This is a genomic window from Methylobacterium sp. J-078, assembly GCF_022829285.1.
GTDB lineage: Bacteria > Pseudomonadota > Alphaproteobacteria > Rhizobiales > Beijerinckiaceae > Methylobacterium.
In genome coordinates this window covers 1-25,516 of sequence record NZ_JAKSYI010000064.1, presented here as the reverse complement: position 1 = coordinate 25,516, position 25,516 = coordinate 1, and the positions used below count along the sequence as shown (strand labels likewise).

Here is a 25,516-nt window from a genome sequence, read left to right as displayed (position 1 = left end):
CCATGGCCTGCGCGCCGTTGATGGGCAGCGCGCGGCCGCGGGACAGTCGACACCATGTTTGACATGAGTTGGGGCGAGGTGATGCTGATCGGCGGCGTCGCCCTCATCGTCATCGGCCCGAAGGACCTGCCCAAGGCCCTGCGCGCGGTCGGGCAGATCACCGGCAAGATGCGCCGCATGGCCGGGGAGTTCCAGTCGCAGTTCAACGAGGCGATCCGCGAGGCCGAGTTCGACGAGATTCGCCGCGAGGTGGACGGCGTCAAGAAATCGGCCGGCACGATGGGGCCGACCTTCAACCCGGTCCAGACCATCCGCGACGAGCTGAAGGGTGCCGTCGACGGGCGCGCATCCACGAAGACGACGCCCTCGCCGACGCAAGGGCTCGCCAACGTCGCCGAGCAGCTCGGCCCGGAGCCCACGATCCAGGCACCCGCGCAGCCGGAATCTCCGCCGCAGGAGCCTCAGCCACATGGCCCCGCGCCGGAGGCGCCCCACCACCCGGCGACCCACACCTGGAGCGGCGACCCGCTGACGTCTCCGCCCCCCACCGAGCCGCCGCATGCCGCGCCCCCGCGTCCCGAGGCAGCGGCCAAACCCGAGCTTGATTCCGGCCGATGAGCACCGAGACCGACGACGCCGAGATCGAAGCCTCGCGGGCCCCGCTCCTCGACCACCTCATCGAACTCCGCTCGCGGCTGATCAAGTCACTGGCCGCCTTCGTGGTGATGTTCTTCGGGTGCTTCTTCTTCTCGCGGCACATCTACAACGTGCTGGTCTACCCCTACGTCTCGGTGGTGGGGGTCGAGAACGCCAAGCTGATCGCGACGCACTTCCTCGAGCAGGTGTTCACCAACATCAAGCTCAGCGTGTTCGGCGCGGGTTTCCTCGCGTTCCCGGTCATCGCCACGCAGGTCTACGCCTTCGTGGCCCCGGGCCTCTACCGCAACGAGCGCCAGGCTTTCCTGCCCTATCTCGTGGCCACACCGGTGTTCTTCGTGCTGGGCGCCCTGGTGGTGTTCTTCCTGGCGATGCCGCTGCTGATCCAGTTCTCGGTCTCGCTCCAGCAGATCGGGCAGCCCGGCGAGGCGACCATCGCCCTCCTGCCCAAGGTGGACGAGTACCTCTCGCTCATCATGACGCTGATCTTCGCCTTCGGCATCGCTTTCCAGCTGCCGGTGATCCTGACGCTCCTCGGGCAGATCGGCGTCATCGACACCGCGTTCCTGCGCGAGAAGCGCCGTTACGCCATCGTCCTCGTCTTCGTGGCAGCCGCCATCCTGACGCCGCCGGACGTGATCTCGCAGCTCTCGCTGGCGATCCCCATGCTGCTCCTCTACGAGGCCTCGATCTTCTCGGTGGCCCGCGTCGAGCGCCGCCGCAAGGCCCAGCGGGCGGCCGAGGGGCTGGAGCCGTAAGGCGCCGGCTCCCCTCTACGAGACTTCGGCCCGGAGCGGCGCCACGGGCGCGGCCGGGTCACGCCAGCGGTTCAGCTCGGCATCGATCGCCCCTTGGGTGCCCCGCATGAATTCGGCACCGCTCAGGCCCGGGGGCAGGGGGGCGAGGTAACTCACCGTCACGGCGCCGGGGCTGTGGCGGGCGCCGCCATGGGGCCAGTACAGGCCGGAATTCACCGCCACCGGCAACACCGGGAGGCCGAGCTTGGCGTAGAGCAGCTCGACGCCGCGCTTGAACTGGACCGGCTCGGCGATGCCGCCGCGCGTGCCCTCGGGGAACATCAGCACCGAGCGGCCCTGCGCGATCGCCGCGCGGCTCTCGTCGATCATCACCCGCAGGGCCTGAGTGCCGTTGGCCCGATCGATGATGATCATCGGCGAACGGCGCAGGAACCAGCCCACGATCGGGATCGCCACGAGCTCGCGCTTGGCGACGATCGCGACGTTGGGCACCAGCACGAGGAAGGCCAGGGTCTCCCAGGCCGACTGATGGTTGGCCACGATGAGGCAGGGCTCGGACGGGATGCGCGCGCGGCCCTCCTCCACATAGGTGAGCCCGACGATCGTCTTCAGCCCGAACAGGATGCCCCGCGACCACAGGCGCGTGAAGGCGCGGATGGGCCGGGGCGGCGCGCCCAGGAGGGCGAGCACGGCCAGCGGCACGATGAACAGGCCGGTCCAACCGGCCCAGTAGGCGTTGAAGAGCCCGGAACGGATGCGCGACACGGGGTGGTTCCCTCGATCTCGCTCAAGCCGCCCGACCCGGCACGGATCGGGGCGCCTGAGCGTGGCATTTCATCGGCGACGGCGGCGGCGATCCGGTCTATGCCGGCTCGCCGCGCCGAGGCGCGACCGTTCCTTTAAACGTTTTCCCGATTCACGCGAGCCGAACGCCGTGCGCCTCACCGTCACCACCTGGAACATCAACTCGGTGCGCCTGCGCATCGACCTGGTCCTGCGCTTCCTCGCCGAGGCGCGGCCCGACGTGCTCTGCCTGCAGGAGACGAAGTGCCCGGACGACGCGTTTCCCCTCAAGGCCCTGCGGGGCACGGGCTACGAGCACGTCGTGTTCGCCGGCCAGAAGGGCTATAACGGCGTCGCGATCCTGTCGCGCTTTCCCCTCCTCACCCGCGACGTGATGGCCTTCTGCGAGCGCCAGGACGCGCGCCACATCTCGGCGGTGCTGGGGCCGGAGGCCGGCAAGGCCGCCGGGATCGTGCTGCACGATTTCTACGTGCCGGCCGGCGGCGACGTACCCGACCGCGGCCTCAACCCGAAATTCGCGCACAAGCTCGACTTCCTCGACGAACTGCGCGCCTGGGGCGGGCGGCGGGTCACGGGCCCGGCGATCCTGGTCGGCGACCTCAACGTGGCGCCGCTCGAGCACGACGTCTGGTCGCACAAGCAGCTCCTCGACGTGGTGAGCCACACCCCCATCGAGACGCAGGCGCTCGAGACCCTGCGGGGCGAGGCGGGCTGGATCGACAGCGCCCGCCTGCTCGTGCCCGAACCCGAGAAAATCTACACCTGGTGGAGCTACCGCTCGCCCGATTGGGCCGCGGCCAACAAGGGCCGGCGCCTCGACCATGCCTGGGTCTCGCCCGACCTCGCCGGCACGGTCCGCGACGTCACCGTGGCCCGCCACGCGCGCGGCTGGGAGCGCCCCTCCGACCACGCGCCGGTGACGCTGACCCTGGAGTTGTGAGGCGGACGCCGGCCCGAACCCTCAGGCCCTGAAGAAGGCCAGCAGGTCCGGGTTGATCACGTCCGCATGGGTCGTGCACATGCCGTGCGGGAACCCCTCGTAGGTCTTCAGGGTGCCGTGCTTCAGGAGCGGGTGCGCCAGCAGGGCCGAATCGGCGATCGGCACGATCTGGTCGTCGGTGCCGTGCATCACCAGAACCGGCACGTCGATGGCCTTGAGATCCTCCGTGAAGTCGGTCTCCGAGAAGGCCGCGATGCAGTCGTACTGCGCCTTGGCGCCCCCCATCATGCCCTGGCGCCACCAATTGTCGATCACGCCCTGTGACACCGCGGCCCCCGCCCGGTTGAAGCCGTAGAACGGGCCGGCCGGCACGTCGCGGTAGAACTGCGCCCGGTTGGCCGCCAGCGCCGCGCGGAAGCCGTCGAACACCTCCAGCGGCAGGCCGCCGGGATTGGCCTCGGACTTCACCATCACGGGGGTGACCGCACCGATCAGCGCCGCCTTGGCGACCCGGCCGGGCTCGGCCCGCGCGACGTAGTGCGCCACCTCGCCGCCGCCGGTGGAGTGGCCCACATGGATGGCGTCCTTCAGGTCGAGGGCGGCGACGAGTGCGGCGACATCGGCCGCGTAGGTGTCCATCGCGTTGCCGGTGTCGGTCTGGGTCGAGCGGCCGTGGCCCCGGCGGTCATGGGCGATCACGCGGTAGCCCTGGCCGAGGAAGAACAGCATCTGGCTGTCCCAGTCGTCGGAACTCAGCGGCCAGCCGTGGTGGAAGACGATGGGTTGCGCCTCTCTCTGTCCCCAGTCCTTGAAGAAGATCTCGGTGCCGTCCTTGACGGTGATCGTTCCCATCGCGGTTCTCCACTGGCGTGCGCTGACGACGGATGACCTCGGGCTGGGCGGCGTCCGATCGCCGCCGCCTCAGGTATACCTTCGACAGGGGTGGGGAGACACGGCCGTTCCTGCTGAAATCCCAGGCATCCTGCCCGATCGCCGGATATCCCGCTTGGCAGACCCCGGGCCGCGTCCGCTGTCACCGGCCGGTCATGCGCGGGGCGTAGGGGCGGCGTCCATCATCCCCGAGGAACAGCCCGAGAGCCCGCATGAATTCCGCAGCACGGGCGGTCCGCCGCGAGACCAGCCTCGGCCTGACCCAGGCCGTGCATCGCAGCCGGGCGCTATCGCGCGCCGGCCTGGCCGAGCGGCTGTTCACCCTGGCCTTCAGCGGGCTGGTCTATCCCCAGATCTGGGAGGACCCGGCGGTCGATCTGGAGGCCCTGGCGCTGGGGCCGCAGGACCACGTCGTCGCCATCGCGTCGGGCAGTTGCAACGTGCTGTCCTACCTCACGGCCGATCCGGCGCGGATCAGCGCGATCGACCTCAACGGGGCGCACATCGCCCTGGGGCGCCTCAAGCTCGCGGCCCTGACACGACTGCCCGACGCGGCGGCCTACCTGCGCTTCTTCGGGCGCGCCGACACGGCCGACAACGTGGCGGCCTACGACGCGCGGATCGCGCCCCATCTCGACGCCGCCGCGCGCGCCTACTGGGAGGCCCGGCGCCTCGACGGGCGCCGGCGCATCGCGGCCTTCTCGGAGAACATCTTCCGGCACGGCCTCCTCGGGCGCTTCATCGGGACCGGGCACCGGCTCGCCCGGCTCTACGGCTGCGACCTCTCCGCCGTCCTTACGGCGCGCACCCTGGCCGAGCAGCGCGTCCTGTTCGACGCGCACGTGGCGCCGCTGTTCGAGAAGCGCCTCGTGCGCTGGCTGATCCGGCGCCCTGCCTCCCTCTACGGCCTCGGGATCCCGCCGGCCCAGTACCACGCCCTCGCCAAGGACCACCCGGGCGGCATGGTCGACGCCCTGCGCCACCGCCTGGAGCGCCTCGCCTGCGACTTCGACCTCGCGGACAATTACTTCGCCTGGCAGGCCTTCGGCCGGGGCTATGCGCCGGGGCCCGATGCCGCCCTGCCGCCCTACCTGCAGCCGCGCCACTTCGAGGCCCTGCGGGCCCGGGCCGGGCGGGTGAGCTACCGGCAGCAGTCGATGACGGCGTTCCTGGCCGCGAGCCCCGATGCCAGCGCCGACGCCTACGTGCTCCTCGACGCGCAGGACTGGATGAGCGACGCCGACCTGACCGCTCTTTGGACCGAGATCACCCGCACCGCCCGGCCGGGCGCGCGGGTCATCTTCCGCACGGCCGCCGACGAGCGCTGCCTGCCCGGCCGGGTGCCGGAGGCGATCCTGGGTGCCTGGGACTATGCCGAGGCCGAGAGCCGGGCGGGTCAGTCCCGCGACCGCTCGGCGATCTACGGCGGCTTCCACCTCTACCGCCTGCGTGCCGCGTGAGCGACGCCGCGCAGGCGATGGACCGGATGTACCGGCGCCAGCGCCACCTCTACGACGCCAGCCGCAAGTTCTACCTCCTCGGGCGCGACCGGGTGATCGCGGACCTGGCCGTCCCGCCGGGCGGCGCCGTGCTGGAGATCGGCTGCGGCACCGGGCGCAACCTCGTGCGCATCGCGCGCACCTATCCGGAGGCGGCCTGCCACGGCCTCGACGTCTCGGCGGCGATGCTCGAGACCGCCGCCCGCAGCGTGGCTCGCGCCCGGCTCGCGCCCCGCATCCGCCTGGCGCGCGGGGACGCCACCGCCTTCGATCCGCAGGCCCTGTTCGGGCGGGCGACCTTCGACCGGATCGTGATCTCCTACGCCCTGTCGATGATCCCGCCCTGGGAGCGCGTGCTGGCCGAGGCCGCCGGGCACCTCGCGCCGGGCGGAGAGCTCCACGTGGTGGATTTCGGCGGCCAGGCCGGCCTGCCGTGGCCGGTTCGCGCGCTCCTCAACCGGTGGCTCGCGGCCTTCTCGGTGACCCCGCGCGCGCATCTGCCGGAGGCGGTCGCGGGCGTCGCTGGGGCCGCGGGCGCGCACGCGCGGGTGAACCAGCGCTTCCGGGGCTATTGCGTCCACGCGGTGATCGCGCGCTGAGGCGCGGTGGCTGTCGGCCGCAGATTGATTCAGCCGGCTCCGGAACGCCCGGACCCGACCCCGCATTGGGTCTCCGACGCGGCGGCCCTCGGGCCGCCCACCCCAACCGGAGATTTCCCCATGCGCAAGCTCCTCGTCGCCTTCCTGCTCCCGAAGCTCGTCTCCTACCTGCGCCGCCGCTATTCCGGCCGTCCGAGCCCGCGCCACTATTCCTGAGTGTCAGCGCGCCGGAGCCTCCTATGGGCCCGGCGCGCCCATCCGGCGCAGCCGTGCCGCCCTGCGGCCGTAGCCGAAGTAGATCGCCAGACCGACGGCGAGCCATAGGGCGAGGCGCAGCCAGGTGTCGCCGGGCAGGCCGAGCATGAGGCCGAGGCACGACAGGATGCCGAGGACCGGCACCACCGGCATAGCCGGGACCCGGAAGGGTCGGGGACGCGCCGGGTCGGTCCGGCGCAGCACCAGCACTGCGGTGCAGATCACCATGAAGGCGAAGAGGGTGCCGATGCTCACCAACTCGCCGAGGAGGTCGATCGGCACCAGCCCGGCCACCAGGGCCGTGACGGCCCCGATGGCGATCTGGCTGATCGCCGGCGTGCGGAAACGCGGATGCACGCGGGCGAAGGCCGGCGGCAGCAGGCCATCGCGCGCCATGGCGTAGAAGATCCGGGCTTGCCCGTAGAGGGCGGCCAGGGCCGCCGTGGTCAGGCCGAGGATCGCCCCGACCTTGATCGCCACCGAGAAGGCGCCGAGCCCGATTCCCTCCACCGCCTTGGCGATGGGGTCGGGCACGTCGAGCGCCCGGTAGGGGACGAGGCCGGTGAGCACCGCCGCCACCGCCACGTAGAGCAGGGTGCTGACGCCGAGCGATCCCAGGAGGCCGATCGGCGCGTCGCGCTGCGGCCGGCGCGTCTCGCCCGCCGCCGTCGAGATCGTCTCGAAGCCGATGAAGGCGAAGAACACCACGCCCGCCCCGCGCAGGACCCCGCTCCAGCCGAATTCTCCGAAGCTGCCGGTGTTCTCCGGGACCAGGGGCGACCACAGGCGCGTGTCCACGTGGACGGCGCCGATGCCGACGAAGCCCAGGATGACCGCGATCTTGATCGCCACCATCACGGCGTTCACCCGGGTCGATTCGCGGTTGCCGCGCACCAGCAGCAGGGTCAGCACGCCGATGATGGCCGCCGCCGGCAGGTCGAACCATGCGGTGGCGCCGCCGGGCAGGGCGGTGAAGGGGGCCGCCGTGAGGGATGGGGGCAGGTGCAGGCCGGCATTGCCGAGGAGCGAGCGGGCATAGCCCGACCAGCCCACCGCCACGGTGGCGGCGCTCATGGCGTATTCGAGGACGAGGTCCCAGCCGATGATCCAGGCGCAGAGTTCCCCCAGCGTCGCGTAAGCGTAGGTGTAGGTGCTGCCGGGGGCGGGCACCATCGCGGCGAGTTCCGCGTAGCACAAAGCCACGAACCCGCAGGCGATGCCGCCGAGGACGAAGGACAGGGTCAGGCCCGGCCCCGCATAGTTCGCGGCCGCCGTGCCGGTGAGGACGAAGATGCCCGCCCCGATGGTCGCCCCGACGCCCAGCGCCACGAGGTCGAAGGCCGAGAGGGAGCGCGGCAGGCGCGCCGCCTCGTCGCCCTCGGCGTCGGCCGCCAGGATGTCCGCGACGGATTTGCGCGCGGTGAGGCTGTTGCCCGTCATCGGCCGAACCTTCGCATGGCGGTGGATCGCGCATCGAGCGGGGCAAATCGCGCGCCAGAGGAGCGCGCCCCGGGCGGCAACCTATCCGTGTTGTCAGGGCGGCACCGCTCTGGTAGGGAAGCGGCCAGCATCAAGAGTCGGGGCGATCCCTGACGCCAACCTGCCCGCCCGGGCAAGGTGGCACCCTCCGGCATCCGGTGGGGATGTGGCCGGACCGGCAACCAAACGGGCTTCGCCATATCTCCTCTCCGTCGGTCGCCGCGCTCCTGATGCGGATCCTGGCCAGACGAGAGCGACCATGCCCCCCGAGCCCCAGCAATTCGCGAGCGACAACTACGCCGGCATCTGCCCCGAGGCCTGGGGCGCGATGGAGGCGGCCAACCGGGGCTCGGTGCCGGCCTATGGCGAGGATCCGTGGACGAAGCGGGCGGCCGACGCGTTCCGGACCCTGTTCGAGACGGACGCCGCCGAGGTGTTCTTCGCCTTCAACGGCACCGCCGCCAACGCCCTGGCGCTGGCCTCCCTCTGCCAGTCCTACCACAGCGTCATCTGCTCGGCCTCGGCCCATGTCGAGACCGACGAGTGCGGCGCCCCCGAGTTCTTCTCCAACGGCTCGAAGCTCCTCGTGGTGGCGAGCCCCGACGGCAAGCTGAACCCGGCTCTGATCCGGGGCGTCGCCACGGGACGGTCCGACATCCATTTCCCCAAGCCCCGGGTGGTGACGATCACCCAGCCCACCGAGACGGGCCAGCTCTACAGTCTGGCCGAGATCGGTGCGATCGCCGAGACCTGCCGGGATCTGGGCCTGCGCCTGCACATGGACGGGGCGCGCTTCGCCAATGCCTGCGCCAGCCTCGGCTGCAGCCCCGCCGAGATGACCTGGAAGGCCGGCGTCGACCTCCTCTGCTTCGGCGGCACCAAGAACGGCATGGCGGCGGGCGAGGCGATCCTGTTCTTCGAGCCCGCATTGGCCGAGGATTTCGGCTATCGCTGCAAGCAGGCGGGGCAGCTCGCCTCGAAGATGCGCTTCCTCTCGGCCCCCTGGGTCGGGGTGCTGGAGGGCGGCGCCTGGCTGGCCCACGCGGCGCACGCCAATGCCTGCGCGCGTCGCCTCGCCGCCGCCGTGGCGGACGTCCCCGCCTTCGCGCTGATGTTCCCGGTGGAGGCCAACGCGGTCTTCCTGCGCGCCGCGCCGGAGCACCTCGAGGCCCTGCGCGCCCGGGGCTGGCGCTTCTACACCTTCATCGGCGGAGGCGCCCGCTTCATGTTCGCCTGGGATTCGGACCCGGCCCGGATCGACGCCCTGGCGGATGACATCCGCGCCCTGAGCCGGCTGGCGGCGTAGGGCCGGGCCTCCGAATGCCGCCGCGCCGCGATACGTCGCGGGACGGCGATCATCGGATGCGACGCCGGAGACGCGGCATCGAATTGTCGATGCCCCTACGACTTAAGACGTGTTGCGCCGATCCTCGACCGGCGAAAGGTATCGAGCCTCCATAGTCAGGGAGGCGAACATGCCGACTCTCATCACCGGCACCGCGGGACCGGACCGGCGCACCGGCGGCCCAGGCGAACAGATCATCGACGGACTGCGCGGCGACGACATCCTGGTCGGAGACGTGTCCGGCGACAGCGAGGCCGACGGCTTCGCCGATACCCTCCTCGGGGGCGCCGACGACGACGTCCTGATCGGCGACGTGCGCGGTATGTTCTTCGCCCGCGACAGACTTCTGGTGCGCGGCGGCGACGACCGGCTGGAGGGCGGCGGCGGCCGAGACAGCCTGTTCGGCGACACCTCCGGCACTCTGTCCGCCGGGCCGAGTTCCGCCAACCCCGACGGCACCATCATCCGGGGTGGAGACGACCGGCTCGCCGGTGGCACAGGCGACGACCTCCTGGCGGGCGATGCGGGCGGCGGCTTCGTCGCGGACCGCTACAGCCAGGTGTTGGGCGGACGCGACAGCCTCGACGGCGGCACCGGCAACGACAGCCTGTACGGCGACGCCGTCTCCGACCTGGTCGCCCTGGATTCGGACGCGCGGATCGTCGGGGGCGCGGACACCCTCCTGGGGGGCGACGGCAGCGACCGCCTCTTCGGCGACACCGGCGGCGGCTTCGTCGCCCTGGCCGAGGGCTCGGTCTATGGCGGCGCCGATCGCCTCGAAGGGGGCAGGGGCAACGACATGCTCTACGGCGACGCGGGCGCGGGCGTGTTCGCCGGGTCGAGCGACGGCTTCGCGCAGGGCGGCGACGACGTGCTCGACGGGGGCGCGGGCAACGACACGCTGTTCGGCGATGCCGCGGCCGAGATCCGGGTCGAGGAGGCCGTCTTCCACGGCGGGCACGACATCCTCGAGGGCGGCGACGGGCGCGACACCCTCTACGGCGATACCGGCGGCGACTTCGTGGTGCGCCTCGGGTCGAGCTTCCTGCGCGGCGGCAACGATACGCTCCGGGGCGGGGACGACGACGACGTCCTCGTGGGCGATGCCGGCGGCGACATGATCAGCGAGGATCCCTCCGCCTTCATCCTGGACGGCAACGACACCCTCTCGGGCGGGGCGGGCGACGACGTGCTCTACGGGGATGCGCGCGGGGACATCCGGGTCGATCCCGCGGCCTGGAACGGCGGCAACGACCTGCTGTTCGGCGATGCCGGAGACGACCTCCTGTTCGGCGATGCCGGGGGCAGCGCCACCGTGGGCGGGAACGACCGCCTCGACGGCGGCGCGGGCCGGGACACCCTGTGGGGCGGCAAGGGCGCCGACGTCCTCATCGGCGGGTCCGGCAACGACCGCTTCCTGTTCGCGGCGGGCGACGGCGGCGCGACGCGGGAGACGGCCGACGTCATCCTGGATTTCGCGAAGGGCGACCGGATCGGCTTGGCCGGCGACCTCACGCCGGCGGATCTGACCCTCGTCGAGACCGGCGGCGACACCCTCGTCCGGATCACCGCGACGGGCGAGTTCCTCGTCACCGTCGTGGGCGTCACGGGAATCGGCCAGGACGCGTTCTTCGCGGTGTGACCGCGCTTCGGGCTCCGATCGCGTCCCGCGCGGCGTGCCGGACAGCCCGGGGCTGGCATCCCACCCCGTTTCGTGTATGGTCCGCGCCGCTCCGACCCGTGCGAACGGGGCCGGGGCACAAGCTGCTTGTGGGCCTGACCGTGCTGGACGACATCCCGGCACCGGCCAGCCCCGAGCGTGGCGCGGTCCTCGCGACGAGGCCGCCCCTTTTTCGAAAACCCGTACCGAAAGGCACTGCGATGTCGATCACGGCAGAGCGCAAGACCGCGCTCATCAAGGAATACGCGACCGGCGGTAAGGACACCGGGTCTCCGGAGGTCCAGGTGGCGATCCTTACCGAGCGGATCACCAACCTCACCGGCCACTTCAAGACCCACGGCAAGGACAACCATTCCCGCCGTGGACTCCTGAAGATGGTCTCGCAGCGCCGCTCGCTGCTCGACTACGTCAAGCGCAAGGACGAGGCCCGCTACCGCAGCCTCATCGAGCGTCTCGGCATCCGCCGCTAAGCGACGGCGTTCACGCGGTTCCGGGCCCGGCCCGGGACCGCGTTTCCACATGTTCGGTCCGCCGGAATGGGTCCGGCTTCCGAAAAACCCGGGCGACTTGAAGGCGCATGCGCCGGGGACAGGATCGCGGGGGCGTCCATGAGGACGCTCCCGCCATCTTGCCCCTGGCGGCGCCGGGTTCGCCCGACCGCAGGAAGGCAAGACAGTATGTTCGATATCCAACGCGAAGAGCTGATGTGGGGCGACCGCAAGCTCGTCCTCGAGACGGGCAAGGTCGCCCGCCAGGCCGACGGTTCCGTGATGGCGACCTACGGCGAGACCTCGGTGCTCGCCACCGTCGTGTCGGGCAAGGAGCCCAAGGCCGGAATCGACTTCTTGCCGCTCACCGTGAACTACCAGGAGCGCGCCTACGCCGCCGGCCGCATCCCCGGCGGGTACTTCAAGCGCGAGGGCCGCCCGTCCGAGAAGGAGACCCTGGTCTCCCGCCTCATCGACCGCCCGATCCGCCCCCTCTTCGTCGAGGGCTGGCGCAACGACACCCAGGTCGTCGTCACCGTCCTGACCCACGACCTCGAGAACGATCCCGACATCCTCGCGATGGTCGCGGCCTCCGCCGCCCTGACGCTCTCGGGCGTGCCCTTCATGGGCCCGATCGGCGCCGCCCGCGTCGGCTACGCCAACGGCCAGTACAGCCTGAACCCGCTGGTCGCCGACCTCGAAGCCTCGACCCTCGACCTCGTCGTCGCCGGCACCCAGGACGCCGTCCTGATGGTCGAGTCCGAGGCCAAGGAGCTCGACGAGGAAGTCATGCTCGGCGCCGTGATGTTCGGCCACAAGCACTTCCAGCCGGTCATCGAGGCGATCATCCGTCTCGCCGAGAAGGCCGCCAAGGAGCCCCGCAACTTCCAGGCGCCCGAGAACGGCGACGTGGAGGCCGCCGTGCTCGAGGTCTGCGAAGCGGATCTGCGCGCCGCCTACAAGAACACGATCAAGCAGGAGCGCTACGCCGCCGTCGACGCCGTGAAGGCGACGGTGATGGCCGCCCTCTGCCCCGCCGAGGGCGAGGCCCGCTTCCCGGCCGAGAAGGTCAAGGCCGCGTTCAAGGAAGCGCAGTCCAAGGTCGTGCGCTGGAACATCCTCGACACGGGTTCGCGCATCGACGGCCGCGACGTCCGCACCGTGCGCCCGATCGAGTCCCAGGTCGGCGTGCTGCCGCGCGCCCACGGCTCGTCGCTGTTCACCCGCGGCGAGACCCAGGCCCTCGTGGTCGCGACGCTCGGCACCGGCGAGGACGAGCAGTTCATCGACGCCCTGGAAGGCACCTACAAGGAGACCTTCCTGCTGCACTACAACTTCCCCCCCTACTCGGTGGGCGAGACCGGCCGCATGGGTTCGCCCGGCCGCCGCGAGATCGGCCACGGCAAGCTCGCCTGGCGCGCCGTGCACCCCGTGCTGCCGCCGGCCCACGAGTTCCCGTACACGATCCGCGTCGTGTCCGAGATCACCGAGTCGAACGGCTCGTCTTCCATGGCCTCCGTCTGCGGCGCCTCGCTGTCGCTGATGGATGCCGGCGTGCCCCTGCGCCGTCCGGTGGCGGGCATCGCCATGGGCCTCATCCTCGAGGGTGAGCGCTACGCCGTGCTGTCCGACATCCTCGGCGACGAGGATCACCTCGGCGACATGGACTTCAAGGTGGCGGGCACGGAAGCCGGCATCACCTCGCTGCAGATGGACATCAAGATCGCGGGTATCACCGAGGAGATCATGAAGGTCGCCCTGCATCAGGCGCAGGAAGGCCGTGTGCACATCCTCGGCGAGATGGCCAAGGCCCTCACCGACGCCCGTCCCGAGCTCGGCGAGTACGCGCCCCGCATCGAGACCATGCAGATCCCCACCGACAAGATCCGGGAAGTGATCGGCACCGGCGGCAAGGTGATCCGCGAGATCGTCGAGAAGACGGGCGCCAAGATCAACATCGACGACACCGGCACGGTGAAGATCGCCTCCAGCGACGGCAAGGCCATCAAGGCCGCCTACAACTGGATCCGCTCGATCGTGGCGGAAGCCGAGCCGGGCATGATCTATGACGGCACCGTCGTGAAGACGATGGAGTTCGGCGCCTTCGTGAACTTCTTCGGCGCCAAGGACGGCCTCGTCCACATCTCGGAGCTCGCCGCCCAGCGGGTCGCCAAGGTGACGGACGTCGTCAAGGAGGGCCAGAAGGTCAAGGTCAAGTTCCTCGGCCAGGACGACCGCGGCAAGATCCGCCTCTCGATGAAGGTCGTCGACCAGGAGACCGGCGAGGACCTCACCGAGAAGCTCAAGGCCGAGCGCAACGCCGAGCAGGACCGCGCCCGCGGACCCCGCCAGGAGGCGTGAGGCGGCATCCGGCCGGGTGCGTCAGCGCCCGGCCCATGCGCTGGAACAAGTGAAGAGCGCGGTCCCCGCCGGGGCCGCGCTCTTTCTCGTTCGAGGGACATTCTCATGCGCGGACAGCCGCGGCGGATGGTTCGCTCCCAGGGGGAGGGTGGCCCTGCACGCCGGGTGCCGAAGCGCGCATCGCAGGCGGTGCGGACGGTGGTAGCGTCGTCGAGTATGCGCAGAAGATCCGTGCGCGGCAGGAGCGAGGCATGAAGGCCGTGTGGAGGCGAAGGGGAGCCCGGGCCATGCCGCGAATCCCGGCCGTCGCGCTCCTGGCGCTCGTCTCCGGCGCTTCAGCCGCGAACGCGGTCGGCGAGATTCCGGCCGCCCGCTTCAGCATCGCCTACAGCCTGAGCTTCCTGAACCTGCGCGTGGGCGAGGCCACGCTGGCCCTCGAGCGGGCGGATGCGCGTTACGCCCTCGAGGTCGAGGCGGGCCTGCGCGGCCTGGCCGGCTTCTTCCTGGACGGGACCGGCAAGTCGATGGTCGCCGGCACGCTGGCGCGCAACGGGGCGGCCACGGCGACGTTCCGGCTCGACAGCCGCTATGCCGGCAAGCCGATCTCGGTCGTGCTCGATCTCGCAGGCGGCCGGGTGCGCAGCGCCACGGTGGAGCCGCCCCCGGCCCCGCGCCCGGACCGGGTGCCCGTGGCGCCGGAGGATCGGGTCGGCGTCGTCGATCCCCTCACCATGCTGATGATTCCCGTGGGCGCATCCGCCCTGGAGCCGAGCCTGTGCGACCGGCGCATCGCCGTCTTCGACGGGGCGACGCGGGCCGATCTCGTCCTGTCGCGCGGCAGCGTCCTCACGGTGGCGGAGGGCGCCTATCGCGGACCCGCGCTGGATTGCCGGGTGCGCTGGGTTCCGATCTCGGGGCATCGCGCGCAAGGGGCCAACGTTCGCCGCATGGCCGAGAGCGACGACCTCCACGTGCGCTTCGCGCCGGTCGCCGACGGCACGCTCCTGCTGCCGCTCTCGATCGCGGTGGCGACGGGCTGGGGCACGGTGCGCATCGACGCCACCCGCTGGGGCGACGCGGCCCCGGTCTCCCCGGCCGCCGCAGACCGCGCGAACGTCAAGGTCCGCCTGCCGAACGCGCGGTAGCGCCGGGGATTTCAGCTATCGGGGGCTTGGCGCCGCCGCTTGCGCTGGGCGCTCGGCAGGGCGGAGGGCACCAGGGAGACGCTGACGGGGTTCGGCGTGTGATCGAAGGCGGCTCCCGTATAGGCGTCGACCCCGATGCCGATGACGCCGCCCGCGAGCACGTTGCCCGCCATGCCGGCGGCGCCCGCGCCCACCACCTTGGTGCGGACCGGGACCGTCTCGGGCCGGAAGCCCGGCTTGACGAAGGTCACGTCGAACTCGTCCGAGCGCTCGACCTCGAGGGAGCAGGGCGTGGCGGGGCAGGCATAGCCCTTGGTGGTCGTCATGGTCGCGCCGGGCGGCTCCGTGAGGAAGGCCATCTTCTCCGTCGTGCCGCGCGTGATGCTGCCGCACGCGCCGACACCGACCGCGATCAGCATCGCGGCGGCCATTCCTGACGTGTTCATTCCTGCCCCCAGTCCGTCGTCCGAGCGATTTTTCGCGACGGTCCAAGGGTTGTGATGAATGGAGCGGTAATCGACAAGGTTGTATCAAAGCCAGCTGTTCGGGCCATCCGGCCTTGTGACGAAAATGCCGCACCTATTCCCACCGCGACCCGAACGCGGCCGGCTCCGCGACATGGGGTCGACGCGGGACGTGGAACGCCGCTCCGCCCACCGCGTTCGCCCCGCGACGCAACATAGGAGCGCCCGCCATGGCCAATGCGATGATCCAGGACATCTTCAGCGGAACCCCGAACCTGACCACCACCGAGCGGGCGGTGTCCGTGGTGCTCGGCCTCGGCATCGCGGCCGCCGCCGCCCAGCCGCGCCCGAACAAGTGGCTCAGCCTCGCCGCCCTCGTGGTCGGCGCCGGCCTCGCCATCCGCGGTGCGACCGGCCACTGCGCCGTCAAGGCCGTGACCGAGGCCTGAACCGCTCAAAGCCCGGTGCCGGCCGGCATCGGGCGGATCGGCCGTGATAAGCGGACACGAAAAAGGGGGCGCCTCGATGAGGCGCCCCCTTCAGTTTGTCCCGAATTCGGGTCGGATCAGAGCGTGGTGGTGGAGCGGCGGCCCTGGATGAAGCCGTAGATCGCGAGCACGACGATGGCGCCCACGACGGCCCCGATGAGACCCGCGCCCTGGTTGGGACCGTACCAGCCCAGCGCCTGACCGAGGAAGGTGGCGACGAAGGCGCCGACGATGCCGAGGATCGTGGTCAGGATGAAGCCGGCCGGCTCGTTGCTGCCCGGCATGATGAACTTGGCGATGACACCGGCCAGGAAGCCGATGATGATGGTCCAGATGATACCCATGAGCTGATCCTCGATACTTGGCCGAACCCGCTGGGTCGGACCTCACAGGCCATAACGGCTGGCTGTGTCGCCTTGGCCTTGCGCCTGGGGTGAGAACGCCGCACCCACAGGATGAGTTGCGCTGCGGGAAGGGACTTTGTCGCATTGCTCCGCAGGGCGCACTTGGGGGCCGGACGCGGCGGGCCCCCTTTACGCTCGGGGGCACGGCACGGCACAAGGCTTGCGCCGGAAGTCCGGGTGCCATGGGGCGCCGGGCCGGCCCGCGAGAGGCACGCTTTCCCGCCATGACGATCCAGCGCTTCGAATCCGGCCCGCGCATGAGCCAGGCCGTCACCTACGGCGACATGGTCTTCCTCGCGGGCCAGGTGGCCGGCACCGTGGTGGGCGCCGGCGTCACCGCCCAGACCCAGGAGATCCTGGGCGAGATCGACCGCCTGCTCGCGGCGGCCGGCACCGACAAGAGCCGCATCCTCACGGCGACGATCTATCTGGCCGACATCGCCACCTTCGCGGAGATGAACGCCGCCTGGGACGCCTGGGTGGCCCGGGACAATCCCCCCGCCCGCGCCACGGTGGAGGCCAAGCTCGCCGCCCCCGAATACCGCGTCGAGATCGTCGTGGTGGCCGCCAAGGGGAACGCATGATCCGAGCCGGCACCCGCCGCGCGCTCCTGACCCGGATCCTGGCGGCCGGGGCGCTCGCCGCCCTGGCCTTCGGGACCGACCCCGGCGCCCGCGCGCAGGCGCCGGCCCGCGAGCGCCTCGTCAACATCTACAACTGGTCGGACTACATCGACCCGAAAGTGCTGGAGGCCTTCACGAAGGAGACCGGCATCAAGGTCGTGTACGACACCTACGACAACAACGAGATCCTCGAGACCAAGCTCTTGGCCGGGCGCTCGGGCTACGACGTGGTGGCGCCGTCCGGGCCGTTCCTGCAGCGGCTGATCCGGGCCGGCGTGTTCCAGCCCCTCGACAAGGCGAAGATCCCGAACCTCGTCCACGCCTGGCCCGAGATCGCCGCGCGGCTCGCAACCTACGATCCCGGCAACGCTTTCGCCGTGGACTACATGTGGGGCACCACCGGCATCGGCGTGAACCTCGCCCAGGTGCGCGAGCGCCTGGGGGCGAACCAACCCCTGAACACCTGGAGCCTCATCCTCAATCCGGCCCTAATGGGCAAGCTCAAGGATTGCGGCGTGATGCTCCTCGATTCGCCCGAGGACCTGATCCCCAGCATGCTGCCGTTCTACGGCTTCAAGCCGGATTCCAAGCGCTGGGACGACATCTCCCAGGTCACCGACGCGCTGTTCAAGGTGCGGGGCTCGGTGCGCAAGTTCCACTCCTCGGAATACATCAACGGCCTGGCCAACGGCGACCTCTGCCTCGCGGTCGGCTACTCGGGCGACGTGATGCAGGCCCGCAAGCGCGCCGAGGAGGCCAAGAACGGCGTCGAGATCGGCTATCTCATCCCGCGCGAGGGCGCGCTGATGTGGTTCGACGCCTTCGCGATCCCGAAGGACGCGCCGCATCCCACCGAGGCCCACGTCTTCCTCGACTACATGATGCGGCCCGAGGTGGCGGCGGCCAACACCAACTTCGTCTCCTATGCCAGCGGCAACGCGGCGGCGCGGAAATTCGTCAAGCCGGAGATCCTGGCCAATCCCGGCATCTACCCGGACGAGGCGACGATGCAGCGCCTCTCCAACAACACCGCCTGGGACGACCGCACCCAGCGCTTCGTCACCCGGAGCTGGACGCGGGTGCGGACGGGGCGCTGAGGTGGGAGGAACTCCATCAAATCTGGTCGCAGAATTCGGTACCTGACCCACAACTGTCCGAGGCTCACAGGCAGCGCCGGAACGGGCATATCGGCCGTAGAGGATCACCTCAGTTAGAAGAAGCGCCCCGTATCACTGTGCTTGCCGAGAGGGCCGTATGGGGTCGGGAGCGATCACGGCTGTGTTATTTGATGAGTTCACGTTCTACGGGAGGGACTAATGGGCTTACGTCGAGCACGGTATTTGTTCTCGGCGGCAGCGTTGTCCCTCTTTGTCGTGAGCGTTCCGGCGAGACGCGTGCACGCGCAACCACTGCCTGCCGAGCTGTTAGATACATACCGCGCGAAACGACTCTTTTACGGATGCTGGCAGGTGAGGTGGCCGCAGCCCGCATCTGCACGCTGGCCCTCGGAAACCACGTGGTGCTTCCACCCTGGCCGGGCCATCGGCGGCACGACATTCGACGCAGGCGATGGCTGGGACTTCTGCAAGCGCTGGCGCGTGGACGGACAGCGACTGATGGTGCGTGATAACTACGGACATGCTCAGGCTTGCACCTATGCCTTCTCGAAGGATCGCCAGAGCCTCGTCCTCAGCAATTGTCCCGCCGCTGGGGACTGGAAGCGAAACGGAGAACTCAGCAAAGTGAGCAGGGAATCCTGGGGTTGCCGTACGCAGGACGGCCCAGAACTCACAGGCGACGGCAGTGTGGAGCCCTGATGCCAAGTCGGCCGCCGCCACCGTGCAGTCGCACAGGCTGACCGAGGGCCAGGCCAACATCGCCCCGCGTGCGCCTATACCCCGAACAGGTTTCGGCGACGGCCCGATGATCTGATCTCCTGGCTCATCCGTTGCCCGGCCCTGCCCTGCAATCAGTCGCACTACAACGGGATCGCCGCGAAGCGCAGCACCTTGGCCGGCGGAGGTCAGCCCAGACCTTGGCCCAAACGCAGAACGGCGGCCCCGAGGGACCGCCGTTCTTCGTCCAAGCTCGGGCGAAGGACAGATTAATTGCTGGCGAGGTGCGGCATCGGGTCGACCGGGGTCGCGCCCTTGCGGATCTCGAAGTGGAGCTGGGGCGAGGTCACGTTGCCCGAGGCGCCGGACTTGGCGATGGTCTGGCCGCGCTTGACCTTCTCGCCGGGGCGCACGTCGAGTTCGCCGTTATGGGCATAGGCCGAGACGTAGCCGTTGGTGTGGCGCACGAGCACGAGCTTGCCGTAACCCTTCACGTCCGAGCCCGCATACGCCACCGTGCCGTCCTCGGCGGCCTTCACCGGGGTTCCCTCGGGCACCGAGATGTTGATGCCCTCGTTGCCGGAGGAACCGTAGCCCGAGATGACCCGGCCCTTGGCGGGCCAGCGGAAGGACTGGTCGACCGCGACCGAACCCGTGCTCGCGGGCTCGACCTTGGCCGGCTCCGCCGAGGCGACCTTCACGGGCGCCTTGGCCGCGGCCTCGGCGGCCTTGGCGTCCGCCGCAGCCTTCGCCTCGGCGACCTTGCGCGCGGCGTCCTTGGCGGCCTCCGCCTTGGCCAGCTTGGCCTCCGCCTCGGCGGCCTTCCGGGCCGCTTCCGCCTTCTTGGCGGCGTCGGCCTTGGCCGTGTCCACCTTGGCGTCGGGCTTCACCTCGGCCTTGGCTTCCTTGATCTCGATCTTGCGGACCGGCTTGTCCTCGGCCTTGGCCACGGCCTGGCCGGGGCGGACATGGGCCTTCCGGGCCTCGGCCGCCTTGGTCTCCGCGGCCGCAGCCTTGGCCTCGGCCACTTTGCGGGCCTCGACGAGCTTCTTCGCCTCGGCGAGCTTGGCGGCACTCGCGCTCTTCTCGGCCGCCTTGGCCTCGGCGTGGCGCGCGGCCTCGGCGGCCTTGCGCGCGTTGGCGGCCTCGACGAGCTTCCGGGCCTCGGCGAGCTTGGCCGCCTCGGCCTCCCGCTTCGCCTCGGCGGCCTCGCGGGCCTCCGCCTCGCGACGGGCCTCGGCGGCCCGTTTCTCGGCGGCGCGGTCGACGACCTTCGGGGCCGGGGCGGGGGGCACCGCGCGGGTGGGCATGCGCCCGGCATCGGGGTTCATGCCCGAGACCGCGGCGCTGGACGCCATCCCCCCCGAGCTCATGCCACCCGAGACCGGCTCGGCGGAGGCCAGGCGGCTGGTCTGGGGACGGGCCGGGACCGGCGCGGCGGCCATGGGGCGCGGCGACATCGCCGCCCCCGGCGCGCCGAGCGCCTGGGACTGGATGCGGCTGGTGCGCACCACCGGCGCCGGGGCGATCTCGCCGTCCGGCAGACTGCCGGTGGCCGACGGCTCGCTGGAAACATTCGAGGCGAAGGGATTCCCGAAGGGATCGCCCAGCCGCGAAGAATCCGAAGAACAGGCGGCCGCACCGCCTCCGATCACGCCGATGAGCGCGAAGCGCGACAGCGTCCTCAACCCTCGACCAGTCCCGCGAACCCGCATCGACGCACCTGTTTGCCTGACGCAACTTGATGACGTCATTCAAACCGGATTCAGGTTAAGCAACCGTTCCGATTCACCACGTTGCCGCCACATACCGGCCGTCCGGGAACCTTCGGCGGCCTACAGCACGCAGGCCCGGCCGGGGGTGAGGGGCGCCAGGCGGATCGTGGCGCCGCGGCGCTCGGCGTACGTGCCGTCGGCCTCGTGCACCAGCGTGATGAGCGTCGCCGCCTCCGGCCGGCCCAGAGCCGCCACGAGGCGCCCGCCCGGCGCCAGGGCCTCGGCGAGGTGCCCGGGCAGGGCCGCCAGGGCCCCGTTGAGCAGGATGCGGTCGAAGGGTTCGAGCCCCGCGAGGCCGCCCGGGTGGAGCCCGTCGCCGACGACGATCTCGGCCAGGGGCCGGTCCTCGGGTACGAGGTTGTCGCGGGCATCCTCCGCCAGGGTGGCGTAGCGCTCCAGGCTGCGGACATGGGCGGCGCCCAGGCGCAGCAGCAACGCGGTGACGTAGCCGGACCCCGTGCCGATCTCGAGGATGCGGGCGCCGGGGCGCACCGCCAGCGCCGTCAGCATCCCCGCCACGATGGTCGGCGCCGTCATGGTCTGCCCGCAGGGGAGGGGCAGGCCGAGGTCGCGCCGGGCGAGGTCGCGATGCCGGGCGGGGGCGAAGCGCTCGCGCGGCACCCGCTCCATCGCCCGCAGGGTGTCGGTGTCGCGCACGCCCCGGCCCCGCAGGGCCATGACGAAGGCAGCGTCCTCGATCGAGCCCTCATGCATCGTGGCCGAACTCCGCGGGCCGTCCCAGGGCGGACGCGCTCCTACTCCGCGAAGCCCTGCGCGAAGCGGGTCAGGCTCGGTTCGTCGGTCAGGTCGAGGCGAAGCGGCGTCACCGAGATGCGCTTCTCGGCGATGGCCTTGAGGTCGGTGCCGTTTCCGGGCTGGAACGTGGCCTTGGCGAAGGCGAGCCAGAAATAGGGGTTGCCGCGCCCGTCCTGGCGGGCGTCGATGGCGAGCAGCGCCTGATTGCGAAACCCCTGCGCGGCCACCGCCGTGCCCAGCACCTCGCCGGGCTCGCAATCCGGAAAGTTCACGTTGATGACGATGCCGGGCTCGATCCCGATGTCGAGGATCTTTCGCACCACGCCCGGGCCGTGTTCGGCGGCGCAGTGCCACTTGATGGCGCCCCGGCCGCCGGCCCCGTAGGCCTGGCTCAGCGCGATCGATTTCACGTTAAGGATCGTGCCTTCCATCGCCGCCGCGATGGTGCCCGAGTAGGTCACGTCCTCGGCAACGTTCTGGCCGCGATTGACGCCCGAGAGCACGAGGTCGGGCCCGTGGTCCTTCAGGATGTGGCGCACCCCCATGATCACGCAGTCGGAGGGCGTGCCCTTCACGGCGAAACGCTTCTCGGCCACCTGGCGCAGGCGCAAGGGATCGTTCAGAGAGAGGGAGTGCGAGACGCCGGACTGGTCGGTCTCGGGCGCGACCACCCAGACGTCGTCCGAGATGGCCCGGGCGATCCCCTCCAGGGTCTCGAGCCCCGGCGCGTGGATGCCGTCGTCGTTGGTGACGAGAATGCGCATCAGCTCTTGAACCCCTCGATCCGGTCGATCCCGCCCATATAGGCCTTCAGCACCGACGGCACCGTGACGCTGCCATCCGGGTTCTGGTAGTTCTCCATCACGGCGATGAGGGCGCGGCCCACGGCCACGCCGGACCCGTTGAGGGTGTGGACGAAATTCACCGCCTTGCCGTCCCTGCCCCGGACGCGCGCGTTCATCCGCCGCGCCTGGAAGTCGCCGCAGACCGAGCAGGACGAGATCTCGCGGAACGTCTCCTGGCCCGGCATCCAGACCTCGATGTCGTAGGTCTTCTGGGAGGCGAAGCCCATGTCGCCGGTGCACAGCGTCATGATCCGGTAGGGCAGGTCGAGTTTTTTCAAGACCGCCTCGGCCGAGCCGAGCATGCGCTCGTGCTCGTCGGCCGATTGCTCCGGCGTGGTGATGGAGACGAGTTCGACCTTGTTGAACTGGTGCTGGCGCAGCATGCCGCGGGTGTCGCGCCCCGCCGAGCCGGCCTCCGCCCGGAAGCACGGGGTGAGGGCGGTGAAGCGCAAGGGCAGTTCCTCCTCGCGCAGAATGCTTTCGCGCACGAGGTTGGTGAGGGGGACTTCCGCCGTGGGGATGAGCCAATGCTCGCCCGCCTGGAACTGGTCGTCGCGGAACTTCGGCAGTTGCGCCGTGCCGAACATCGCCTCGTCACGCACCATGAGGGGCGGCGCGACCTCCGTATATCCGTGTTCGCCCGTGTGCAGGTCGAGCATGAACTGCCCGAGCGCCCGCTCCAGCCGGGCAAGCTGGCCCTTCAGCACCACGAAGCGGGCGCCGGACATCCGCGACGCGGCCTCGAAATCCATCAGGCCGGAAGCCTCGCCGATCTCGAAATGCTGCTTTCCCATGGCAAGCTGGGGGCGGTGCGCCTCGAAGCGGCGGTACTCGACGTTGCCGTGCTCGTCGGCGCCCTCGGGCACGTCCGGATTCGGGCAGTTCGGGATCGCGGCGAGGCGCTCGTCGAGGATCTTGCCAGCTTGCGCCTGCACGGCCTCCAGGGCAGGGGCCTCGTCCTTGAGACGGGCGACCTCGGCCATGAGCTCCTGCGCGCGGGCTTCGTCCTTGGCCTTCTTGGCGCCGCCGATCTCCTTGGCGAGCGCGTTGCGGCGCTCCTGGTTGGCCTGCGCGGCCGAGATCGCGGATTTGCGCGCGTCGTCCAGGGCGACCAGCTCGGCGGCCAGCGGCGACAGGCCGCGGCGGCGCAGGGCCTCGTCGAAGGCGTCCGGATTCTCGCGGATGGCGCGGATGTCGTGCATGGGCTCGGCTCGTGTGTCGCGAGCCCGACGCTTTGCAGCATCGGCATCGGCCCGACAAGGTCGGGCCGGCGATCGGCGGCCCTACTGCGCCCGGATCTGGCGCTCGGCCGCCTTGTCCTCGGAGCGGCCGTAATTGATGAAGAACGCGGCGCCCTCGACGGCGCGGCCCTTCTGCAGGTTCGAGAGCTGCACGGTGGTCTGGTAGCCCTGCGGGTCGGTGATCCGCCACTGGCTCAGGGTCTTCACCTCGGCATCGAAGAAGAGCTGGATGCGCGAGGTGCCGCCCAGCGTCGAGCGGTCCTCCAGGGCGATCCGCACCCCGCCCGGATCGTTGGAGACGTCGTTGACGGTGAGATCCTTGGCGAGGTCGATCTTTTCGCGCAGCAGGAATTTCAGGGGCGTCTGCGAGATGAAGTAGAGGTCCTGGGTTCCGAGCTTGCGGTCCTTGACCGCCACGGAGGTGCCGTCGGCCACGATCTCCAGCGGCGAGGGCTGGTCGTAGTCGAAGCGCAGGCGGCCGGGCTTGGCCAGCGTCAGCTTGCCGCCGATGCGGCGCCCGTCCGGGCCGATCTGGACGAAACTGCCGGTGAGCGTGGTCATGCCGTTGAAGTAGGCGTTGGCCTGCGCAATCACGGTGGCGTCGTCCGCCTCCGCCGCGACGGCCGCCGCCGGCGCGCCGACGGCCGCGACCTTGGCGGCCGTCTTCGGATCGGCGCCCTTCGCATCCCCCTTGGCGCCCGCTTTCGCCTCGCCCTTGGCCGCCTTGTCGGCCGTCGCCTTGTCGGCGGGCTTGGCGGCCTTCGGCGCCTGGGCGACGGGCTTCTTCGGGGCGGTCGCCGGGGCCGGGGCCGCCGGGGCGGGCTCCGGCTCAGGCGCTGGGGCCGGCTGCTCCTTGCGGCCGAACAGACCGTCGAGGAACGAGGAGACCTGCGCGGAGGCCGGCTGCGGCAGGGCGAGCCCGGCCGCCAGGACGAGCAGCGGACCGGCGGCGAGGCGGTGACGGCGGCCGATCATCGGGACGCTCCCTTGAGGCGATTCAGACATGCGCGGGTGGTGCCCGCTTAGAAGCCCGCCCTGTGGCGAATATGCGACGGGTGGGGGTTCAAGCGCGACGCGGCACGCCTCCCCGGCGGATCTCGGGCAGGCCCGAGATCCGCCGGGGAGAGGGATCCGTTCAGGCTCGTCGCTCAGTCGTCGTAGTCCATCATGCCGGAGGCGGCATGGCCGCCCTCCATCAGGATCTCGCGTTTTCCCGCGTGGTTGGCCGGGCCGACGATGCCCTCGATCTCCATCCGCTCCATGATCGAGGCGGCGCGGTTGTAGCCGATCTGCAGGCGGCGCTGGATGTAGCTGGTGGACGCCTTCTTGTCCCGCAGCACCACCTGCACCGCCTGGTCGTAGAGTTCGGCGCCGGGATCGATGCCGCCGCTGCCCGCATAGGCGCCCGCATCGAAGATCGGGGCGTCGATGTCCTCGATCTCGGTGGCCTGGGACTTCTCGGCCCGGTCGGCCTTGTCCGCCTTCGCGCCCTTGGCGGGCTTCTCGTCGCCGCTGCCGTCGTCGGCCGTGACGGCCTCGAGATAGGAGGGCCGGCCTTGGCGCTTGAGGTGGGCGACCACGCTCTCGACTTCCGCATCCGAGCAGAACGGCCCGTGCACGCGCGTCGTGCGCCCGCCGCCGGCCATGAACAGCATGTCGCCCTGGCCCAGCAGCTGCTCGGCGCCCATCTCGCCGAGAATCGTGCGGCTGTCGATCTTCGACGTGACCTGGAAGCTGATCCGGGTCGGGAAGTTCGCCTTGATCGTGCCCGTGATCACGTCGACCGAGGGACGCTGGGTCGCCATGATCAGGTGGATGCCGGCCGCGCGCGCCATCTGCGCCAGCCGCTGGATCGCGCCGTCGATGGCCTTGCCCGCCACCAGCATCAGTGCGGCCAGCGCGTCGAGCACGATCAGGATGGAGGGCATCACCGAGAGGTCCATCTCCTCCGTCTCGTAGACGGCCTGGCCGGCCCCGCGGTTGAAGCCGGTAGGGACCTGGCGGGTGATGGTCCGCCCCTTGGCACGGACCCCCGCCATGCGTGCGTTGTAGCCGTCGATGTTACGCACGGCGATCTTGGACATCTTCTTGTAGCGCTCCTCCATCTCGCGCACGGCCCATTTGAGGGCGATGACCGCCTTCTTCGGGTCGATCACGACGGGGGAGAGCAGGTGCGGGATGCC

At 70.5% G+C, this 25,516-nt stretch carries 24 protein-coding genes and 1 riboswitch; of the genes, 13 read left to right on the top strand and 11 right to left on the bottom strand.

Translation table 11 applies throughout. From position 1 onward, the window contains the following. Positions 1-54: 54 nt before the first annotated feature. Both tatB and tatC read left to right on the top strand, forming a co-directional pair. Entirely contained in the window at positions 55-618 is a 564-nt protein-coding gene (gene tatB / locus MKK58_RS10080; protein WP_243911945.1) for a Sec-independent protein translocase protein TatB, read from the top strand. After that, positions 615-1,415 carry a twin-arginine translocase subunit TatC gene (gene tatC / locus MKK58_RS10075; RefSeq protein WP_238280302.1) on the top strand — a complete coding sequence of 267 codons (801 nt, stop codon included), beginning with the start codon at positions 615-617 and terminating at the stop codon, positions 1,413-1,415. The genes tatB and tatC overlap by 4 nt, the downstream gene beginning before the upstream one ends. 15 nt (positions 1,416-1,430) lie before the next feature. Here tatC and MKK58_RS10070 read toward each other — a convergent pair whose 3' ends face one another. Then, complete coding sequence (locus MKK58_RS10070) at positions 1,431-2,180, bottom strand: lysophospholipid acyltransferase family protein (RefSeq protein ID WP_243911944.1); 750 nt, start codon at positions 2,178-2,180, stop codon at positions 1,431-1,433. A gap of 169 nt (positions 2,181-2,349) precedes the next feature. Here MKK58_RS10070 and MKK58_RS10065 point away from each other — a divergent pair, with 169 nt between their 5' ends. Next, complete coding sequence (locus MKK58_RS10065) at positions 2,350-3,159, top strand: exodeoxyribonuclease III (RefSeq protein ID WP_243911943.1); 810 nt, start codon at positions 2,350-2,352, stop codon at positions 3,157-3,159. Between the two features lie 21 nt (positions 3,160-3,180). Here MKK58_RS10065 and MKK58_RS10060 read toward each other — a convergent pair whose 3' ends face one another. Further along, a complete protein-coding gene (locus MKK58_RS10060) occupies positions 3,181-4,011 on the bottom strand; it encodes an alpha/beta fold hydrolase (RefSeq protein WP_243911942.1) in 831 nt (276 codons plus the stop codon). Positions 4,012-4,262: 251 nt separating this feature from the next. Here MKK58_RS10060 and MKK58_RS10055 point away from each other — a divergent pair, with 251 nt between their 5' ends. Together MKK58_RS10055 and MKK58_RS10050 are read left to right on the top strand one after the other, a co-directional pair. Next, positions 4,263-5,510 carry a DUF3419 family protein gene (locus MKK58_RS10055; RefSeq protein ID WP_243911941.1) on the top strand — a complete coding sequence of 416 codons (1,248 nt, stop codon included), beginning with the start codon at positions 4,263-4,265 and terminating at the stop codon, positions 5,508-5,510. Between the two features lie 26 nt (positions 5,511-5,536). Then, on the top strand, positions 5,537-6,148 hold the full coding sequence (locus MKK58_RS10050; protein WP_243911961.1) for a class I SAM-dependent methyltransferase: 612 nt from the start codon (positions 5,537-5,539) through the stop codon (positions 6,146-6,148). Positions 6,149-6,385: 237 nt separating this feature from the next. On the opposite strand, the gene MKK58_RS10045 is transcribed toward MKK58_RS10050, so the two are convergent. Further along, a complete protein-coding gene (locus tag MKK58_RS10045; RefSeq protein ID WP_243911940.1) occupies positions 6,386-7,843 on the bottom strand; it encodes an amino acid permease in 1,458 nt (485 codons plus the stop codon). A 122-nt stretch (positions 7,844-7,965) separates the two neighbouring features. Beyond that, positions 7,966-8,078: riboswitch (SAM-I-IV-variant riboswitch) on the top strand. Positions 8,079-8,141: 63 nt separating this feature from the next. On the opposite strand from MKK58_RS10045, the gene MKK58_RS10040 reads away from it, so the two are divergent. From MKK58_RS10040 to MKK58_RS10020, 5 genes are all read left to right on the top strand, one after another. Next, on the top strand, positions 8,142-9,188 hold the full coding sequence (locus MKK58_RS10040) for a threonine aldolase family protein (protein ID WP_243911939.1): 1,047 nt from the start codon (positions 8,142-8,144) through the stop codon (positions 9,186-9,188). A 169-nt stretch (positions 9,189-9,357) separates the two neighbouring features. After that, a complete protein-coding gene (locus MKK58_RS10035) occupies positions 9,358-10,869 on the top strand; it encodes a calcium-binding protein (protein ID WP_243911938.1) in 1,512 nt (503 codons plus the stop codon). Positions 10,870-11,108: 239 nt separating this feature from the next. After that, positions 11,109-11,378 (top strand): 30S ribosomal protein S15, encoded by a 270-nt coding sequence (rpsO, locus tag MKK58_RS10030; protein WP_055950756.1) that lies wholly within the window; start codon positions 11,109-11,111, stop codon positions 11,376-11,378. Between the two features lie 207 nt (positions 11,379-11,585). Next, the gene (gene pnp, locus MKK58_RS10025; RefSeq protein ID WP_243911937.1) at positions 11,586-13,757 is read left to right on the top strand and encodes a polyribonucleotide nucleotidyltransferase; all 2,172 of its coding nucleotides are present in this window, start codon (positions 11,586-11,588) and stop codon (positions 13,755-13,757) included. A 287-nt stretch (positions 13,758-14,044) separates the two neighbouring features. Continuing rightward, on the top strand, positions 14,045-14,902 hold the full coding sequence (locus MKK58_RS10020; RefSeq protein WP_243911936.1) for a DUF3108 domain-containing protein: 858 nt from the start codon (positions 14,045-14,047) through the stop codon (positions 14,900-14,902). Positions 14,903-14,913: 11 nt separating this feature from the next. On the opposite strand, the gene MKK58_RS10015 is transcribed toward MKK58_RS10020, so the two are convergent. Further along, positions 14,914-15,348, bottom strand: a complete 435-nt coding sequence (locus MKK58_RS10015) for a translation initiation factor 2 (RefSeq protein WP_243911935.1) — start codon at positions 15,346-15,348, stop codon at positions 14,914-14,916. Between the two features lie 248 nt (positions 15,349-15,596). Here MKK58_RS10015 and MKK58_RS10010 point away from each other — a divergent pair, with 248 nt between their 5' ends. Beyond that, positions 15,597-15,815, top strand: coding sequence for a DUF2892 domain-containing protein (locus tag MKK58_RS10010; protein ID WP_055950811.1), 219 nt, complete (start codon positions 15,597-15,599; stop codon positions 15,813-15,815). Positions 15,816-15,931: 116 nt separating this feature from the next. Here MKK58_RS10010 and MKK58_RS10005 read toward each other — a convergent pair whose 3' ends face one another. Continuing rightward, positions 15,932-16,198 carry a GlsB/YeaQ/YmgE family stress response membrane protein gene (locus MKK58_RS10005; protein ID WP_108040045.1) on the bottom strand — a complete coding sequence of 89 codons (267 nt, stop codon included), beginning with the start codon at positions 16,196-16,198 and terminating at the stop codon, positions 15,932-15,934. A gap of 284 nt (positions 16,199-16,482) precedes the next feature. On the opposite strand from MKK58_RS10005, the gene MKK58_RS10000 reads away from it, so the two are divergent. Both MKK58_RS10000 and MKK58_RS09995 read left to right on the top strand, forming a co-directional pair. Continuing rightward, positions 16,483-16,842, top strand: coding sequence for a RidA family protein (locus MKK58_RS10000; RefSeq protein WP_243911960.1), 360 nt, complete (start codon positions 16,483-16,485; stop codon positions 16,840-16,842). Beyond that, positions 16,839-17,978, top strand: coding sequence for a polyamine ABC transporter substrate-binding protein (locus MKK58_RS09995; RefSeq protein ID WP_243911934.1), 1,140 nt, complete (start codon positions 16,839-16,841; stop codon positions 17,976-17,978). Before MKK58_RS10000 ends, MKK58_RS09995 begins: the two co-directional genes overlap by 4 nt. 1,007 nt (positions 17,979-18,985) lie before the next feature. Here MKK58_RS09995 and MKK58_RS09990 read toward each other — a convergent pair. The 6 genes from MKK58_RS09990 to MKK58_RS09965 all read right to left on the bottom strand — a co-directional run. Beyond that, complete coding sequence (locus MKK58_RS09990; RefSeq protein ID WP_243911933.1) at positions 18,986-20,431, bottom strand: murein hydrolase activator EnvC family protein; 1,446 nt, start codon at positions 20,429-20,431, stop codon at positions 18,986-18,988. Between the two features lie 120 nt (positions 20,432-20,551). Continuing rightward, complete coding sequence (locus MKK58_RS09985; protein WP_243911932.1) at positions 20,552-21,205, bottom strand: protein-L-isoaspartate O-methyltransferase family protein; 654 nt, start codon at positions 21,203-21,205, stop codon at positions 20,552-20,554. Between the two features lie 41 nt (positions 21,206-21,246). Then, a complete protein-coding gene (gene surE / locus MKK58_RS09980; RefSeq protein ID WP_243911931.1) occupies positions 21,247-22,011 on the bottom strand; it encodes a 5'/3'-nucleotidase SurE in 765 nt (254 codons plus the stop codon). Beyond that, positions 22,011-23,294, bottom strand: a complete 1,284-nt coding sequence (serS, locus tag MKK58_RS09975) for a serine--tRNA ligase (protein ID WP_243911930.1) — start codon at positions 23,292-23,294, stop codon at positions 22,011-22,013. Before serS ends, surE begins: the two co-directional genes overlap by 1 nt. 81 nt (positions 23,295-23,375) lie before the next feature. Further along, the gene (locus MKK58_RS09970; protein WP_243911929.1) at positions 23,376-24,308 is read right to left on the bottom strand and encodes an outer-membrane lipoprotein carrier protein LolA; all 933 of its coding nucleotides are present in this window, start codon (positions 24,306-24,308) and stop codon (positions 23,376-23,378) included. Between the two features lie 173 nt (positions 24,309-24,481). Further along, positions 24,482-25,516 (bottom strand): FtsK/SpoIIIE domain-containing protein (locus tag MKK58_RS09965; protein WP_279578310.1); only part of this gene is annotated, 1,035 nt, incomplete at its 5' end.